This is a genomic window from Halomicrobium mukohataei DSM 12286 (assembly GCF_000023965.1).
Taxonomy (GTDB): domain Archaea; phylum Halobacteriota; class Halobacteria; order Halobacteriales; family Haloarculaceae; genus Halomicrobium; species Halomicrobium mukohataei.
The window spans coordinates 2,894,038-2,910,095 of record NC_013202.1 but is presented as its reverse complement, the minus strand read 5'-3'; the positions used below and the strand labels follow the sequence as shown (position 1 = coordinate 2,910,095).

At 66.2% G+C, this 16,058-nt stretch carries 14 protein-coding genes and 2 pseudogenes; 8 read left to right on the top strand and 8 right to left on the bottom strand.

What is annotated here, in order from left to right; genetic code table 11:
* Positions 1-86 precede the first annotated feature (86 nt).
* Complete coding sequence (locus HMUK_RS14650) at positions 87-875, bottom strand: DUF429 domain-containing protein (RefSeq protein WP_049940849.1); 789 nt, start codon at positions 873-875, stop codon at positions 87-89.
* A 114-nt stretch (positions 876-989) separates the two neighbouring features.
* Between HMUK_RS14650 and HMUK_RS17685 the strand changes: the two genes are divergently transcribed.
* Together HMUK_RS17685 and HMUK_RS14645 are read left to right on the top strand one after the other, a co-directional pair.
* On the top strand, positions 990-1,148 hold the full coding sequence (locus HMUK_RS17685) for a DUF7559 family protein (protein ID WP_015763969.1): 159 nt from the start codon (positions 990-992) through the stop codon (positions 1,146-1,148).
* A pseudogene (locus HMUK_RS14645) lies at positions 1,148-1,528 on the top strand (Hsp20/alpha crystallin family protein); the annotation flags it as partial. The gene HMUK_RS17685 and the pseudogene HMUK_RS14645, both read left to right, overlap by 1 nt.
* Positions 1,529-1,540: 12 nt before the next feature.
* Here HMUK_RS14645 and HMUK_RS14640 read toward each other — a convergent pair.
* The 5 genes from HMUK_RS14640 to HMUK_RS14620 all read right to left on the bottom strand — a co-directional run bounded on the left by HMUK_RS14640 (position 1,541) and on the right by HMUK_RS14620 (position 5,512).
* Positions 1,541-2,644, bottom strand: coding sequence for an NAD(P)/FAD-dependent oxidoreductase (locus HMUK_RS14640; RefSeq protein WP_015763967.1), 1,104 nt, complete (start codon positions 2,642-2,644; stop codon positions 1,541-1,543).
* A 2-nt stretch (positions 2,645-2,646) separates the two neighbouring features.
* Positions 2,647-3,423, bottom strand: coding sequence for a DUF7388 family protein (locus HMUK_RS14635; RefSeq protein ID WP_015763966.1), 777 nt, complete (start codon positions 3,421-3,423; stop codon positions 2,647-2,649).
* A 127-nt stretch (positions 3,424-3,550) separates the two neighbouring features.
* Entirely contained in the window at positions 3,551-4,177 is a 627-nt protein-coding gene (locus HMUK_RS14630; RefSeq protein ID WP_015763965.1) for an NUDIX hydrolase, read from the bottom strand.
* A 53-nt stretch (positions 4,178-4,230) separates the two neighbouring features.
* Positions 4,231-4,692, bottom strand: coding sequence for a DUF7109 family protein (locus tag HMUK_RS14625; RefSeq protein ID WP_015763964.1), 462 nt, complete (start codon positions 4,690-4,692; stop codon positions 4,231-4,233).
* A gap of 97 nt (positions 4,693-4,789) precedes the next feature.
* Positions 4,790-5,512 (bottom strand): phosphoglycerol geranylgeranyltransferase, encoded by a 723-nt coding sequence (locus tag HMUK_RS14620; protein ID WP_015763963.1) that lies wholly within the window; start codon positions 5,510-5,512, stop codon positions 4,790-4,792.
* A gap of 417 nt (positions 5,513-5,929) precedes the next feature.
* Here HMUK_RS14620 and HMUK_RS14615 point away from each other — a divergent pair, with 417 nt between their 5' ends.
* From HMUK_RS14615 to HMUK_RS17930, 5 genes and pseudogenes are all read left to right on the top strand, one after another.
* Positions 5,930-7,522: an AAA family ATPase gene (locus HMUK_RS14615; RefSeq protein WP_015763962.1), complete on the top strand. Its 1,593-nt coding sequence runs from the start codon at positions 5,930-5,932 to the stop codon at positions 7,520-7,522.
* A gap of 490 nt (positions 7,523-8,012) precedes the next feature.
* Positions 8,013-8,858 (top strand): hypothetical protein, encoded by an 846-nt coding sequence (locus HMUK_RS17810; protein WP_206501511.1) that lies wholly within the window; start codon positions 8,013-8,015, stop codon positions 8,856-8,858.
* Positions 8,859-8,966: 108 nt separating this feature from the next.
* Positions 8,967-9,164: pseudogene (locus HMUK_RS17935) on the top strand (restriction endonuclease); the annotation flags it as partial.
* 336 nt (positions 9,165-9,500) lie between these two features.
* The gene (locus HMUK_RS14600) at positions 9,501-10,664 is read left to right on the top strand and encodes an AI-2E family transporter (RefSeq protein WP_015763959.1); all 1,164 of its coding nucleotides are present in this window, start codon (positions 9,501-9,503) and stop codon (positions 10,662-10,664) included.
* 78 nt (positions 10,665-10,742) lie between these two features.
* Complete coding sequence (locus HMUK_RS17930; protein ID WP_015763958.1) at positions 10,743-11,093, top strand: type II toxin-antitoxin system HicA family toxin; 351 nt, start codon at positions 10,743-10,745, stop codon at positions 11,091-11,093.
* 123 nt (positions 11,094-11,216) lie between these two features.
* On the opposite strand, the gene HMUK_RS14590 is transcribed toward HMUK_RS17930, so the two are convergent.
* Positions 11,217-13,808 carry a DNA topoisomerase I gene (locus HMUK_RS14590; protein ID WP_015763957.1) on the bottom strand — a complete coding sequence of 864 codons (2,592 nt, stop codon included), beginning with the start codon at positions 13,806-13,808 and terminating at the stop codon, positions 11,217-11,219.
* Positions 13,809-14,012: 204 nt separating this feature from the next.
* A complete protein-coding gene (locus HMUK_RS14585) occupies positions 14,013-15,383 on the bottom strand; it encodes a UDP-N-acetyl glucosamine 2-epimerase (RefSeq protein ID WP_015763956.1) in 1,371 nt (456 codons plus the stop codon).
* 94 nt (positions 15,384-15,477) lie between these two features.
* On the opposite strand from HMUK_RS14585, the gene HMUK_RS14580 reads away from it, so the two are divergent.
* Positions 15,478-16,017, top strand: a complete 540-nt coding sequence (locus tag HMUK_RS14580; RefSeq protein WP_015763955.1) for a hypothetical protein — start codon at positions 15,478-15,480, stop codon at positions 16,015-16,017.
* Positions 16,018-16,058 lie beyond the last annotated feature (41 nt).

Here is a 16,058-nt window from a genome sequence, read left to right as displayed (position 1 = left end):
ACATCGTGCGATCACCGACGACCGCATCGACAAAGAAACCACCCCCGTCGAACGCCGATCCGGGTACTGCTGTGCGGTCGTGGCGCTCACACGTAGATGTGGCCTTCCTCGCGCGGGCCGTGGAGCGGCCGTCTCCCGTTCTCGGCGACCCGGCCGGCCGAGACCACCGCCGCGAGGCTGTCGAGCGCGTCGTGGTGTCGTTCGTACGCCTCGCGGAACCCCCCGAGGTCGACGCTGCAGGCCTCGATCCCGTCGACGTTGGTCGCGCGGCGGTCTCGTCGGTCGCTCTTGTACCCCTCGCGGTAGAGCCCGAGCCAGCCGAAGGTCGCGGCGGGGTACACCTCGACGACGCGGGTCGCGGGGTCGCCGTCCTGCATCGGCGCGACGGCGACATCGGGATCGTCGGCGAGGCCGGCAAGCACGTTCCGGATCCCGTAGAACGTCTGGTACTGGACCATCCGGTCGTAGGGACACAGCGCGGCGCGACGCAGGTCCGTCTCGCGACGCAGCGACGCGGTGCCGTCGCCCGTGTGCTCGCGAGCGGTCGAGCGACACGTCGAGGCGAACTCGTCGGGATCGGTCGGGCCGTCGAGCGTGAGCCACTCGACCAGCCCGGCCCACTCGCCGTCGCAGTGCTCGTCCAGTAGCGCCTGCGGGAGGCTGAACGGGAAGTCGAGCCCGACGACGTCGAAGGCCGTGAGCCGCGAGCGCAGGCCGGCGTGTGCGTCCTCGCGGTCCGGTCCCCACTCGTCGGCCGCGCGATAGCAGTCCTCGACCCGCAGTCCGTCCCCCGTCTCCCGCGCCTCCGTCAGCCACAGCGAGCGCCCCGCGTCGCTCGCACCGCTGAAGTCGACGCCCAAGACACGCGAACTCATGCCCCAGCCCACTCGCCGGGCCGACATGAAAGTTCTCGTTGTCGCCGTGTGTCCGGCGGGGTGCGTACTCCGGGCTCCGAAAGCTGTTTGTCCCGCGCGGTCCAACAGAATCGTATGCCAGCGACGCTCGAACTCGTCTGTACCGACGACGGCTGCGAACTCGACATGTTCGAACTCCACTACACCTACGACATGCCCGACAGCGTGGGCGTGACCGACTTCCAGTGTCCCTACTGCGGGGGTGTCGACTGCCTGTCGGAGGTCGAGCTGTGATGTTCGACTTCGCCCGCTCGCTCGGCGACGCGATCGTCGAGAACGTCGGCCGCGCAGCCGGCCGCGTCCAGGAACGGACGCCGCTGCCGGCCGATCTGCTGGAGAGCGACGACGCGTACCTCGTGGTGTTCGACGCGCCCGGCGTCGAGGCCGCTGACCTGCAGGTCCAGTACGTCGACGACCGTGTCGAGGTCCGCGTCGACCGATTCCGGCCGTTCCACGAGGGCTTCGAGATGCGCTATCCCGGCCGCGGACTCTCCCTCGACGGCAGCGTCACCCTGCCCGCCGACGCCGTGGTCGAGGCCGAGGCCGCGTCGGCGACCCTGAAAGACGACGGCACGCTGCACGTTTACGTCCCGAAAGCCGACGAAGCGGCCGACTGACCGCTCGTCTCAGCTCGGTGTCTCCTCGTCCTCGTCGATCGTCATGCCGTCGACCACGTCGATCGTCTCGTCGCCGGTAAAGCGGTCGGGATCGTAGGCGTCGACGCCCGGCCCGCCGAGGATCTGCTCGCCGATCCGCTCGCCCAGGGCCGGCGAGCGCATGAGGCCGTGGCCGTGCCACCCCGTCGCCACGTAGAGCCCGTCCCCGACGCCACCCAGCAGCGGCTCCCGATCCGGCGTCGCGGTACAGAGCCCCGCCCAGGACTGCGCTCGCGTCGCGTCGACGGTCGTCGCAGCCGCCAGCCGATCGAGCGCGCTCCGCTCGAAGCTCGCGTCGGCGTCGGGATCCCAGTCGTCGGGATCGACCTCGTGGGCACCGTCGCCGACGAGCAGTCCACCCTCACAGGGCCGCCAGTAGCACTGCTGGGTCGCGTCGTAGGCCATCGGGAGCGTCGCCCGTAGCGGCTCCGTCACGAGCGCCTGGGCGCGATAGGCCTGTAGCGGGAGCGCGACGCCAGCGTCGGCGACGATCGGCTTCGTCGCGGGTCCGGCGGCCACGAGCACGGCGTCGAACCCGACCGTCCCGTCGGGCTCGGCGACCGTCGTCGGCCCGGCCAGCGAGACGGGCGTCTCCGTCCGCACGCCGACCCCGCGTTCCAGCACGGTCTCCGTCAGCGCACTCGCGTACTCGGTCGGATCGACGAAGCCCGCCCGGTGCGCGATCGCGGCGACGGCGATCTCGTCGGTCCGAAGCTGTGGGTACCGCTCGCCCAGTCGCTCGGGCTCGACCAGCGCCACATCGCGCCCGTGGGCCTGCATTCGCGGGACCTGCTGGGCGATGGCGTCGGCGTTTGCCTCGTCGCCGTCGCGGGCGTACCACACGTACGGACACTCGGTGAGCACGCCCAGTTCGCGGAACCGCCGGAGCGAGTCGGCGGCCACCGCGGCGTCCCGGTCCTCGGCGAACGCGTCGTAGCACAGCCCCGCCGCGCGGCCGGTCGCACCGCTGGCGATCTCCCCGCGGTCGTACAGCACCACGTCGGTGCCGCGGTCGGCCAGCGTCCGTGCGGCGGTCAGGCCGACGGCCCCGGCACCGACGACGGCGACCCGCATCGTCACCGCACCGGCTCGATGCCCCTGGCCGGGTAGCCGACGATCGCGTCCGCGCCGGCCGCTCGAAGCTGCTCGATGCGTTCCGCGACCGTCTCGGGATCGCCCACGAGCGCGTAGTCGCCCACGGCCTGGGTGAGCACGTCGCGGGCTCGTCCGCTCGCGGTCGCGTCGGTCGCCGCGCCGTCGGGCAGGGCCGCACGGACCGGGCCGCGCCGGGCGGCGTAGTCCCCGACGGCGTCGAGGATTTCGCTCTCGTCGTCGGTCAACACCGTCGGCGCGTAGACGGCGATCTCCCCCTCGAAGCCGGCCGTTCGAAGCGCCCGGAGGTCCCGTCCCGTCGATCGAGAGAGCAACTCGAACTGGGTGCCGCCGATCGCCAGCGCGACGCGCTCGATGCCCTCGGTGCCGACCCAGGGATCGGTGGCCGTCGCCGCGGCGGCTTCGAGCCGAGGGACGACCGCCCGTTCGGCCTCGTCGTTCGTGAGATAGGCATCGTGGCCCGCGACCAGCACTCGCCCGACACCGTCGGGTAGCGTCGCGAGCGCGCTGTCGTCGCCCAGCGGGTCGAAGCCGTCGGCCCGGACCGGCGTCGTCAGCCTGACGCGCTTCTGGTCGGCCAGCGCGGCCAGCGTCGACCGGTCCGGCAGGTGGCCCGCCCCCTCGTAGTCGATCGTCACCGTCGACACGTCGAGGTCGCTGGCCGCCGTCACGTCGACCTCGGCGGGCTTGAGCGCTGCCGCGTCGATTCCGACATCGTCGAGCGTCACTCCTGTGAGCATGATTTGGGTGGGCGTCGTGCCCGTTCGATTGCTCACCCGTACCCGATCCGCTGGCAAATGCCTGTCGCTTGGGACCGGTCTCGAATCGACGGGGAGTCATCCCGGTGGCCGGGCAGAAACCGCCCGACTACACCTGATCGCGGACGCTGGGCGGATAGTCGTCGTCGGGGCCGGCCACGCGGTCCGGCTCGGTCGGCATCGTCCAGTCGGTCGCGAGTTCGAGCAACTGGACGAGCATCCGGGCGGTCGCTCCCCAGACGGTGTAGCCGTCGACGTGGAAGAAGTGTAGCCGGATGTCGCCGTAGTGTGGGTGGTCCCGGCGCTCGGACTCGTAGTTGTCCAGATCGACGAGATCGTCGACGGCGAGGACGACGACCTCGGCCACTTCCTCATCGCTCGGCTGGTACTCACGGTCGGGAATCCTGGCGACGAACGGTCGGACGGAGTACTCCGAGACGGTGCGGATGTCGTCCAGTCGCCCGATCACGTTGGCGGCACGGGGGTCGAGACCGACCTCCTCCTGTGCCTCTCTGAGGGCGGTCCGCAACAGCGAGTCGTCCGCCGGCTCGCGGCCGCCGCCGGGGAAACTCATCTGGCCGGGGTGGTCCGAGAGGTGGTCGGCCCGCTTGGTGAACAACACGGCGTGGTCGTCGCCGTCGCCCGCGTCGGTGACGACGGGGACGATCACGGCCGCCTCGCGTGGCTCTGCCGCGACCTCGATCGCCTCGTGGCTGGCCACCCGATCGAACTCCATGCGTCAGTGTGGGGCCGGGACGCTCTTAATTTGGGTGGAAACGCGCGGGCGACTCACTCGCCGGCCGCGTCGGCGAGACGCTCGCGGGCCGCGCTCACGTCGATCGGTCCCCAGACTTCGAGTTCGTAGCTCACGTCGAGCAGGCGCTCTACGAACGCCTCGTTGTCCGAGCGGACGGCGACGAGGCTCTCCTCGCGGAACCGCTCTTCGACGGCCGCCGCGAGTCGCTCCCTGTCGATCGATCGCTCGGGCACGTCCATGATGTGGGGCAGGTCCGTCGCGCCGTCGGGCAGTTCCGGAAACGCCGCCGGACCGGCCGCGAGCAGTTTCTCGCCGTCGCGTTCGACGACCGCGAGGTGATAGGCGGCGACGGCGTCGTCGATCGCCCCCGCTGGATCGTCCACGTCTTCGCCCCGCTTGAACGCCAGCTCGGAGAGCGCCTCGACCAGTTCGTCGCGAGTGAGCGCGCCGAACAGGTCGACGACCCCCGCGAGTTCGTCGGCCGTCGGTTCCATACCGGTCCTCGCGAGCGCGGCGGCTTGAGCGTTCTGGGTTTCGGGCTCCCGACACGGAACGGCGACGACCGCACCCCGGCGGCGTCTTGGCCCGGCGCTACTCGCTCGGCGGCGTGGCAGCCGTCGCGTCGCGCGCGCCCTCGACGGTCTCTCTGACGGCGTCGACGCCCTCGTCGTGGACCAGATCGCCGACGACGATCGTGTCGGCGTGGGTCGCCATCTGCCGGGCCGAGTCGTAGTCGTGGATGCCGCCGCCGTAGAACAGCGTCGCGTCGTCGAGGATCTCGTCCGCGGCGGCCACCTTCTCGGGATCGCCCAGCATCCCCGAGTACTCGACGTAGACGATCTCCTGTCCCAGGAGGTGTTCTGCAGCCTCCGCGTAGGCCGCGACCTCGTCGGCGTCGAGATCGCAGTTGGCCTGCGTGTAGCTGGCGACGGAGGCCTCGGGGTTCATCACGATGTAGGCCTCCGTGAACGTCCGCGACCAGTCGATGTCGTCGTCGATGCGGATCCACTCCTTGTGCGCGCCGGTGATCCAGGTCACGTCACCGGCGTTCATCACGACCGGGATGAGGTAGCCGTCGTGACGGTTGCTGTGGACGACCGACGCGGGATTCGACGGCTCGATGTAGACGGGGATGTCGTGTGCGCCACACGCCTCGACGACGCGGGCCATCTTCTCTTCGGTCATGCCGGTCGTGCCGCCGATCTCGATCGCGTCCGTTCCGGTCGCGGCCACGTCCTCGAAGGTCTCGCCCGCGACCAGGCTCTTGTCTGGGTCGATCTTGACGATGTGGTCCCAGTCCGCCCACGTGCTCATACGTGCACAGAGTCAACCGCGGGCGTATAACCGCTTCGGAAGTGGGCACGCCTGATTACTGTTGCCGATCGTCTCTCGGAGACTGCCGTTGTGGGTCGAATAGCGTCAGTCTGTTGCGAAAACGCGCTCGCACTGCCGTTCGGCCTGTCGATACACGTCGTCGAGGGAGTCCACTGTCGACCGACTGATTCGATCTGCCCGCCACTCACGGCCACAGCCTGTGAGACACTGACAGAAGACTTTCCAACACGTACTTTCTGCTTTCACCCCGTACCAGATGCGCTCTCCGCAGTGGCGACAGTCCGCTGTGGAGTGTCGTTGGAGTTCCATACCACGGGTTCGATTCCTCCCGACTGATGAACTATCGCCCTGCCGGTTCCCCCTACTTATATTGGCACTCACTGACTGGGAGACAGCATGACGTACGACGGGCCGGGTGTGTTTAGGGCCCCGATTGCAAACAGCGCTGCACAGGAGAACTTCCAGCGGACTGTTCGTGACGGTATCGCCGCAGAACGCATTGAGCGGTTCACCGATCGAACGCTCGATAACGATCCAGTACGCCTGTGGGGGACCAAACAATCTATCGAGGGCACCTGGAACAACATCGAAGCGGGCGACTTTCTCTTGTTCTACCGTGACGGCACGTACGAATACGCTGCCAAAGTTCTTGGCACGGAACGAAACGAACCGTTGGCAAAAGATGTCTGGCCGAACTACGAGGAGGGGAGCCCCTGGCTCTGTGTTATCTATCTCGACGAACCCGTCGAACTCGGCGTCGATTCGTCGGAAGTACACGGGTTAGCTGGCTACGACATCGACTACCCGATGGGATTCTCCCCGCTAAACGAGATGGGAATCGGCGGTCTCAGAGGGAAGTACGGATCGATCGAGTCCTTCGTCTACGGTGACCGAACGGAAGACGATAGTGCGGTAGAGCAAACGCGCTCCGATACAACCACCGCTCGGATCGACGTAGATAGCCAGCCGGAATTCGAACTGCCAGATTCGATTCTCGATGGACTGCACTTCCCATCAGGCGAGGACCACGAGGACCGAGTTACCGAACTTCTCGGAGAACTGGAAGATGCGTTGAACGCCGGAAAACACATTATTCTCACTGGTCCACCCGGCACCGGTAAAACAGAAATTGCTCGCCGTGTCGCTGGATACCTTGCTGAAGCAGAGACCGATTTTTACACTGGCTACCAGACGACTACGGCCACAGCAGACTGGTCGACGTTCGAGACCGTCGGCGGATACATGCCGAGCGAAGAGGGTGGTGACGATCTCTCGTTTGAACCAGGACAGGTGTTGCACTGTTTCAAACGTGATGAGCAACAGCGCAACGACCTGCTCGTTATCGACGAGATCAACCGCTCGGACATCGACAAGTCGTTCGGCCAACTATTCACGCTGCTATCGGGACAGGGTATCTCTCTTCCGTTCACGAGGGAAGGTTCACAGATCGATATCCGGCCCGGATCTGAAACCGAGAAGAGCGATCTTCCTCCGCACCAGTACCTGATGCCGTCGTCTTGGCGGATCTTTGCGACGATGAACAGCTACGACAAAACGTCGTTGTACGAGATGTCGTACGCGTTCATGCGCCGGTTCGCGTTCGTCTACGTCGACGCCCCGACCGTTCCCGAGGACGACGACGCGCGTCGCCAACTTGTTCGAACGTATGCCGACGTTTGGGACCTCGATGTCGCGGACGATCTCGTCGCTGCAATCGGAGATGTCTGGTTCGTCATGAACAACGCGGCGGACGAACGGAAGATCGGGCCGGCAATCGTCCGAGACATGCTCTCTCACGTACGAGGGACACCACCCGCTCAGCGTGATCGTGTCGTTACTCAGGCCGTTCTCAGCTACGTCTTCCCGCAGTTAGAGGGTGTCAGAAAGCGTGAGGCTGTCATCGCTCGGCTCGCCGAGATCGATGCAATCGACTCGTCTCGACTTCGATCTGTCGCGAGTGACGTGTTGCAGGTGAGACCTGATGGATAGGGACGCCCTGCTTGAGCAACTGTCCGAAGACATCCTCGCGTACGTGATGCACGGGTCGTTTCCCGAGCGCCATCTCGTCCAAGAGATTGCACCAGATGGGTTCGCAGACCGGTTCGACGACTACGAAACGCTCGTCCGACTTCACTTCGTGTTGAAGCCGGCAGTCGTCGACTTCGTGGAACGGCTACCAAAACGATTGCGAAGCATCAAAACACAGACCGAAAACGTCTCGACGACTACTCGCGGTGCCGTGGAAGGTCGGATCGACTGGGCGGGCACTGTGCGAGAGCGATACGCTCGAAATCCTCGTGATCGCTCGTTGTTCGTCTGTGAAAACCGGACCGAGAACTACGACATCGACGAGAACGTCGTTCTCAAACGACTACTCGCGCTCGTCCACGAGACGCTACAGGACTGCCAACCGTACTTCGAACGAGAGTACGACTGGGTAACAGAACGATGGAAAGAGAGTACAGATCTGGTCGAAACGATGCGTGAAGTCGTCGAGAGAAACGTACACGTCCGTCGAATCCGCCGGCCAGAAGTGTACGAGCCGACGGATCGAATGCTCCAGACGGCAGCCCAGTCCCGCAGCGAAATCTACCGTGAGGCTGCAGCACTGATCGAAGAATACCAGCGGACACTCGCTGGTGAGCCAGAGGCAATTACGAACCTTCTAGCCGACACAGCGATCACGCCTGACGACGACGAGACGCTGTTCGAACTATTCGTTCTCTTCCGTTACATCGCAGCCGTGGAGCGTATGACAGACGAGAATTTCGAGCTACAGACAATCACGTCTGGTTCACAAGAGGTCGCTCGCCTGTCGACGAACGGCGATGATATCGTCCTGTACCACGACAACTCCGCTCGTGACCGCGGTGTGTCGTTCGAATCGGACGTATCAGAGAAGCCATCAAAGGCGCTCTCACGGACAGAGCGGATCGAGCGGGAGGCACGAGCGGTCGCCGACAGCTACTTCCGAAACAGAACGTTCCGAAGTGCAACTGGCCGTCCAGACGTTATCGTACTGGAAGTTCAGTCGGAGAACTCGAACGAGTATCTCATCACGGAAGTCAAACACTCGAAACGCCCTGAGACGATCCAACGAGGGATCTCAGAGACACTGGAGTATCTCGCCTTTCTTCGCCAGAACGGAACGCTCGTCCACGACGACGAGAGTATGTTCGGAAACGGATCGAACGGCGTACTCGTGGTTCAGGACCTACCAGACGACGAGACGGCACCCATCGACGAGCAGCGGTCGATCAAGATTCTTCAGGCCTCCGAGGTCGACCAGAAAATCGAATATATCCTCAGAGAAATCCTCGACTGAGTCGGCCCTGGCGGCGTTGGCTTGCTGCCAGTCGACGCTCTCCGGTGGCATCCGTGGGCAATAGACACTTGCCCAACACCGATGAACGAAGCCCCGAGATGCTCGGAGCGCAAACTCACCACGGTCGACAGGGTCCACGACGGCGGGCCCTACACCTGCACCGTCCGCGACAACTACGACGAGCGCGCCGCAGAACTGGAGGCGAAGATCGAGAAGACGGACGATCTGATCGACGAGATCGTCTACGAACTGTACGGGCTCACCGACGAGGAAATCGAGATCATCGAGGAAGCGGTCGGCGAGTAGCCCGCAAGCGAAGCGAGCGGTTCACCGCAGCCGAGCGACGCGAGGGCGTTCGGTGTCTGCAACTCAGCCAGCGCAGTCGCTTCTCTGAACACCGCCGAGAAATCGGCCCCATCTCTTATCTGGGTGCGTACCACACGGTCTGCCGTGGAAGAATCACGCATCGATCGCTCCGGGGGGACGAATGAGTAGCACCACGGTGGCCCGTCAGCGCTGGGACCGGGACCCCGAGGGCCGTCAGTTCGTCCGCCCCCGGTCGGCTGGCGAGGGAAGCGGACCGGGAGGAGACGCGGGTCGTGCGCCGACGAGGGCCACCCGACACGCCGGGAGTCCGTCGGGATGATCGAGAAGACGGAGTTCGACCGATCGCGGGTGCTCTGGTGGACCCTCACTGCCGCTCTCGTCGGCACGCTCGGGCTGGTGGTGTACTCGTATATCGGGACGTTCGTCTTCGGGATATTCATCTACTACGCGGCCCGGCCTGTCTATCGTCGACTGCGACGCGTCGTCGACCGTCCCGGATTCGCTGCGGCGGGCGCGCTGTTCGCGTTCGAGATCCCGTTTCTCGCGGTGACCGGCTACCTCCTGTTTCTCGGCATCAAGGAACTCGAGCGGTCCGCCGGAGCAGGTGCGGAGGTCGTCGCCTGGTTCCTGCCGATCCCCGCCGCGGAACTGGAGCGGGCGGTCGCCGATCCCGCGACGTACGTGTCGTCGTTCGACGCGGCGTCGATCAACGAGATCGTCAGTACCGGCGGGGACGTTCTGGGGCCGGTGTCGACGTTCTTCCTGCATCTCGCGCTGGGGATCGCCATCGCGTTCTATCTGCTCCGGGACGGGGAGCACATTGCGACGTGGCTCCGCGAGGAGGTCGGCGAGGAGTCGGCCCTGTGGCTCTACGCGACGCTGGTCGATCGCGACTTCCAGGTGGTGTACTTCGGGAACGTCCGCACCGTGGTCGTCGTCGCGCTGCTCGCCCTGGGCGTCTACAACGGCCTCAACGTGATCGCCCCGCCGGGGCTGAAGATCCCCATCCCCAACGTCCTCGCGCTCCTGACGGGCGCGGCGACGCTCGTCCCCATCGTCGTGGGGAAGATCGTGTACGTCCCGGTGACGGTGTACCTCGGGCTGGCCGCGATCGAGTCGGACCCGGCGACGATCTGGTTCCCCGTCGCCGTGGCCGTCGTGGCGCTGCTCGTTCTCGATCTGTTCCCCATCATGATCGTTCGGCCGGTCTTCGCCGGGCAGAGTACCCACAGAGGGGCGATGATGTTTTCCTACATCTTCGGCGGGCTGCTGTTCAGCTGGTACGGCGTCTTCTTCGGTCCGCTGTTGCTGATCGCGGCCATCCATCTCGTCCGCGTGGGCCTCTCGGAGCTCGCCCACGGCGACCGCGTCACCGCAATGGTGACGACCGCGCACGGACTCGGCTCGATGCCACAGCCCGACGGGGACCCGCCCGACGAGGCGGCGACCGGGGAGGCTGACGCCCCCGTCGGAGAGTGATACGGACGGTTGTCGGAATGTTCCGGTGGGCGTCTCCCCCGTGGCGACGCTCGCCGGTACGCAACGACAACGTTCCGTATGACCCGTCACCGTCGCCGGATACGTCTCGCAGACATTTCACGTCCGCCGACAAACACGACTCGTAGATGCTCGGAGCGCGAACTCACCACCGTCGAGGCAGTCCACGACGACGGGTCCTACACCTGCACCGTCCGCGACAGCTACGGCGAGTGCGACGAGGTGATCGTCGTCCCCTGCGAGGACGATCGCCGACAGGTGACGGTCCCGTTACACGATGAGGTTCCGATCGGGACGCTCCGGGATATCGCCGGTGGTGCCGGTGCCAACGACTTCGAATCGTTCTGTGATACGGACGGTTGTAGGCGTTTACCCAGTCGACCGCACGACGGCGTGCGGTCGATCTGGTAAAGACCTACAACTTTCCGTATGAGTGGATCTAGCGGAACGCGTGACGAATTGCGGCTCCGCCGGATCTGGTAGCTGTGCGAAAACGAGACCCTTCGTGACTGCGTCCCCGTCGCCGTGCGCTCCTCAGTCCGCCAGTTCGGCCTGCCAGTCCTCGATCTGGCTGGCCGACACGCCCTGGACGTTGGCGGCGATCTCGTCGGGTTCGACCGCCCGGAGGTCGGCGGGCTCGTCGATGCCGACGGCGGCGAGCTTCTCGGCGGTCGCGCCGCCGATGCCGTTCAGATCTTCGAGGTCGTCGATCGCGTTGCGGGCCTGGTACTCGGCGTAGTTGCAGATCGGACAGCCAAGCTCCCAGGGATCGTCGTCGTCCTCGTCGTCGACGATCGAGATCTCGGGCAGATCGTGTTCCGCACAGCGGTCCTCGCCGACCACGATGTCGCCGTTTCGCGGCAGCGGCAGCGAGTACTCGCAGTCGGGATAGCGAGTACAGCCCACGAGTCGCGAGCCGGAGCGCAGGCGCTTGATCGCCAGCTTCCCGCCGTGCGCTTCGGCGGTTTCTTCTCGCGGGCTTTGCCCGCTCGAATGGTCCGAGGCGCTTTGCGCCTCGCTATCACCGCCTTCGCCTCGTTGCTCCTCCGGAGCAGCGCCCTCCCCACACTCGGGACAGGCTCCGATCACCTCGTCGTCGGTCTCGTCGGCCTTCTCGGCCTCGCAGCGGGGACAGCCGTGGACGAAGGTGTCGCGACCGGCCAGCATCTTCACGTGGTTGAGGCCGTGGTCCTCGCAGCTGTCGTCGAGGACCTGCGGCTCGCCGGTCGACGGCAGCGGGAGGGTAAAGCGACACTCGGGGAAGCCGTCACAGCCGACGAAGTACGACCCCTGTCGCGAGCGACGCACGAGCAGGTCCTCGCCACACTCCGGACAGGGACCGAGCGTCTTGTCGGCTTTCAGCGACTCCTGGAGGTAGTCGCCGACCTCCTCGCGGGAGTCGGCCAGCTCCTCGAACACCCGATCGAGCATCTCGCGGGACTCCGCGGTGACCTCGTCCAGCGTGGCCTCGCCGCTCGCGATCGCGGACATGTCGGCCTCCATCTGGGCGGTCATCTCCTCGCTGACGATCCGGTCGGCGAACTCCTCTGCGGCCTCGACGACGGCCTCGGCCAGGGTCGTCGGCCGCGGCGGGTCGCCCTCGATGTACCCCCGGTCGTACAGCTTCTCGATGGTGTTGTGTCGCGTGCTCTTCGTGCCCAGCCCGAAGTCTTCCATCTTCTTGATGAGGCGGGACTGCCCGTAGCGACGCGGTGGCTGGGTCTGTTTGGCGTCGAGGCTCACGTCGCTCATCGTCAGCGCGTCGCCCTCGGAGACGGCCGGGACGACGTTCTCGCTGGCCGAGGAGTAGGGGTAGACGGCGTGGTAGCCCGGTTCGAGCAGGCGCTTGCCGTTGGCCTTCAGCGAGTGGCCAGCAGCCTCGGCGACCACCCGGAGGTGGGCCCACTTCGCGGGCTCGGCGACCGTCGCGAAGAAGCGCCGGACGACGAGCTCGTAGATCTCCCACTCGTCGTCGTCCAGCTCGCCCCGCGGGGGGAGTTCCCCGGTCGGGTGGATCGGCGGGTGGTCGGTCGTCTCCTCGTCGCCCTCGGTGGGGACGATCTCGTCCTGTTCGAGCAGCGACTCGGCGTCCTCGCCGAAGGTCGAGCTGCCGACGAACTCGTCCAGCAGTTCGTCGGGCTCCAGGTCCTCGGGATAGACCGTGTTGTCCGTCCGGGGGTAGGTCATGTAGCCGGCGGTGTACAGCTCCTCTGCGAGGCTCATCGCCCGCTGGGCCGAGTAGCCAAGCGAGCCCGCGGCGGAGATGAAGGCGGTGGTGTTGAACGGCTCCGGTGGCGCGTCGGTGCGGGTCCGCTCGCGGACGGACGTGACCGTCGCGGCGTCGAGCGCGGCCAGGTCCTCGTAGACGGATTCGGCGGTCGCCTCGTCCCAGACGCGCTCGGCCTCGCTGCCGTCGTCGTCGTAGAAGTACTGAGCCTCGAAGGCGGCGTCGTCGCCCTGGAGGTCGCCGAATATCTCCCAGTAGTCCTCGGGATCGAACGCCTGGATCTCGCGCTCGCGGTCGACGATCAGCTTCAGCGTCGGGGACTGGACGCGGCCGACCGAGATGAAGTCGTCGCCGAGCTGTCGGGCCGACAGCGAGAGGAACCGAGTCAGCGCCGCGCCCCACACGAGGTCGATCACCTGTCGGGCCTCACCGGCGGCGGCGAGGTCGAAGTCGATCTCGTCGGGGTTGGCGAAGGCCTCCCGGACCTCGCGGTCGGTGATCGAGGAGAACCGCACGCGATCGACGGGCACGTCGGTCTCTTCGCGGATCAGTTCGTACGCCTCCTTGCCGATCAGCTCCCCCTCGCGGTCGTAGTCCGTCGCGATCGTCGCCTCGTCGGCCCTGCGGGCCAGCTTGCGCAGGGTCGCGACGATGTTCTCCTGGGTCGCGGACTTGACCACGTCTGCCGCGACCAGCTCCGCCGGCTCGACGTCGCGCCAGTCGGAGTACTCCGGCGGGAAGTCCACGCCGACGACGTGTCCCGACAGCCCCATGCAGCGTTTGGTCCCCCAGCGGTAGACGTTGACGCCGTTCTCGCGCTCGGCGGTCGCAGCGCCGTCGCTGAGAATCTCCGCGATGCGGCGGGCGGCGTTCTCCTTTTCGGTGATGATCAGTTCCACGCGCCATCACCAGACCGTTCGATCATATCTCCGGGTACGGCCGACTGTGTTCTAAAGGCTTTCGCCAGAATCTGGGCGATAGCGCGTGTGTGAGTGCGGTTGCGGACGCGTGGGCGGCCCCGTGCGTCGAGCGCGCGCCCGGACGCGAGTCTGCCCTCGAACGAAGCCGATCCGACGAACGCCCTCGCCGCTCGCAGGCCGGTGCTACAGATACTCGAAGTCGGCGGCTCCGGTCTCGAAGCCCACGCGATCGTGAGCCCAGTCGAAGGGCACGTCGTCGCGGCGGTCGTCGAGGAACGCGACGATCTGCTCGGCGGGGTTCTCGCCGTAGATGGTCTCGCCGGACTGGAGCCGTTCGCGCACGTCGTCGGTCTCGACGACGTACTCGACCATCTCGGTCATGTACTCGCCCGAAACCGGCGGTACGAGGAGGTTCGTCTCCGCGTCGAAGACCGTCTCGGGCCGGTCCGTGTTGAAGCGCGCGGTGAGACAGATCGTCTCGTCGATGACGTTGAGCTCTTCTTGCATACTCCCCGAGTCGGTCAGTTCCGCGAGGCACTGACCGGACTGGAGGAACTCGTAGACGTGGGCGTGCTTCTTCCAGAGCCCGGTAAAGAGGAAGTTCTCGCGCTCGGCTTCCAGCGCGAGCAGGCGCTCGCGGTAGCCGTACTCTTCGAGGGCCTTCCTGGTCGCGGTGAGTTCGAGGAAGTTGACGTTGTAGCCAGCTTCGACGAGGCCGATCACGGCCTCGACGATGGCGCTGAACCGCTCGGGCAGGAGGTTCGCCCGGCGGTGGATGTCCACCCGAATCCAGTCGTCGCGTTCCGCCAGGACCGGGTAGATGTCGAAGATGCTCTCTTCGAGGTCGGCGTCGGTCTTCTGGGCGATGGCGTCGACGACGGAGTTGCCGACGACGGGGATCCGCTCGCGGCCGTCGACCGCGGTGGGGTACCCCTCGCTTTCGAGGTGCTCGCGGTTCAGATCGACCGGTGCGAAGTGATAGTGTGAGGCCGCCGAACCGACGAAGGTGTCGTACTGCTCGGGGAAGGGTTCGGCGCGGTTGAGCGACCACTCGCCCTCCCACTGGGCCTCGACGGTCGCAGCGGGGTCGGCGTCGAAGTCGAAGTCCGGCGACATGCCGCGCAGTCCGGCCTCGTTGTGGGCGACCGCCTGGTTGGTGGCGAACTGCCAGGCCTGGGGGACGATGCCAGCGGCGTGGGTGTCGCCGTGGACCAGCGGCAACACGGTCGTGTCCTCCCACTGTTCGAGTCGGTCGGCCAGCTCGCTGATGCGCTCGTGGACCTGCGCGGTCTTCTCCGAGAGCCCGCCGCGGATGCCCAGGTCGACCGCGATCCGGTCTTCGAGGTCGTACTCCGCCAGCCCGTGGCCGAGCACGTCGTCGTAGTGCTGGCCGGTGTGGAGGACGAAACAGGGCAGGCCCCGCTCGCGGGCGGCGTCGACGACCGGCGCTTGCTTGTAGAAGTCTGGCTTCGTCGCCGTGACGACCGCGAGGACGAACTCCCCGCGGTCCATCTGGCGGGCGAGCCGATCCTCGTAGACTGTCATCTCACTCATTGGTCTCCGATTTAGCGGCGGGGGTGGTGTAGGCTTCGGTCTCGCCCGGAGTTCGCTTCGACGGACTCATTTCGGACGAGTGGCAACGTCGACCATGGACCGATCGGTCAGGATCGCCCGCGCCGTCGCCGCCGGGCTCGTGTTCGTCACTGCCGCCTACCACCTCTGGTGGGGGTTCCCGCGAATGCTCGTCTACCTCCAGGGACTCGGCTCGCTCGCGAGCCGCGGCCTGATCCCCGATCCACGCCCGTTTCTCTTCGTCGCCTTCGCGCTCGTGTTGCTGGCCGGCCCCTACCTCGTGACGCGGGACTACCTCACCGTCCGCCGGGGCTATCTCGCCGGAGCCGGACTGATGGTGCTTTCCTTCCTCGCCTGGGTCGCCTGGCACCAGACGGGCCACGGTGCCTTCCTCACCGGCTTGCCGGCACCCGAGACCGGCGGCCACACCCACGGCGGCGTCCTCTACACGATCTACGATCACTACGTCACGACGCCGATCGAGGGCGTCATCAAGAGCGTCGAACTGCTCGCTGCCGGCCTGTTCGCCTGGCTCCTCCGGCGCGATCCCGCAGCGAGCGCGTCGACGGACGACGGCGAAGTGCCGGTCGGCGGCGACCGCGCGACCCGAGAGTGATACGGATTATTGTCGCGATAGACCGGTGATCGTCTCCCCCC

Bases quoted from the DNA above. Each gene is read 5' to 3' on its own strand.
- HMUK_RS14635 (WP_015763966.1), bottom strand. From the start codon at position 3,423: ATGCTCACAGGAGTGACGCTCGACGATGTCGGAATCGACGCGGCAGCG.
- HMUK_RS14625 (WP_015763964.1), bottom strand. From the start codon at position 4,692: ATGGAACCGACGGCCGACGAACTCGCGGGGGTCGTCGACCTGTTCGGC.
- HMUK_RS17930 (WP_015763958.1), top strand. From the start codon at position 10,743: ATGACCCGTCACCGTCGCCGGATACGTCTCGCAGACATTTCACGTCCG.
- HMUK_RS14640 (WP_015763967.1), bottom strand. From the start codon at position 2,644: ATGCGGGTCGCCGTCGTCGGTGCCGGGGCCGTCGGCCTGACCGCCGCA.
- HMUK_RS14585 (WP_015763956.1), bottom strand. From the start codon at position 15,383: ATGAGTGAGATGACAGTCTACGAGGATCGGCTCGCCCGCCAGATGGAC.
- HMUK_RS14600 (WP_015763959.1), top strand. From the start codon at position 9,501: ATGATCGAGAAGACGGAGTTCGACCGATCGCGGGTGCTCTGGTGGACC.
- HMUK_RS17685 (WP_015763969.1), top strand. From the start codon at position 990: ATGCCAGCGACGCTCGAACTCGTCTGTACCGACGACGGCTGCGAACTC.
- HMUK_RS14580 (WP_015763955.1), top strand. From the start codon at position 15,478: ATGGACCGATCGGTCAGGATCGCCCGCGCCGTCGCCGCCGGGCTCGTG.
- HMUK_RS14650 (WP_049940849.1), bottom strand. From the start codon at position 875: ATGAGTTCGCGTGTCTTGGGCGTCGACTTCAGCGGTGCGAGCGACGCG.
- HMUK_RS14620 (WP_015763963.1), bottom strand. From the start codon at position 5,512: ATGAGCACGTGGGCGGACTGGGACCACATCGTCAAGATCGACCCAGAC.
- HMUK_RS14630 (WP_015763965.1), bottom strand. From the start codon at position 4,177: ATGGAGTTCGATCGGGTGGCCAGCCACGAGGCGATCGAGGTCGCGGCA.
- HMUK_RS14615 (WP_015763962.1), top strand. From the start codon at position 5,930: ATGACGTACGACGGGCCGGGTGTGTTTAGGGCCCCGATTGCAAACAGC.
- HMUK_RS17810 (WP_206501511.1), top strand. From the start codon at position 8,013: ATGCGTGAAGTCGTCGAGAGAAACGTACACGTCCGTCGAATCCGCCGG.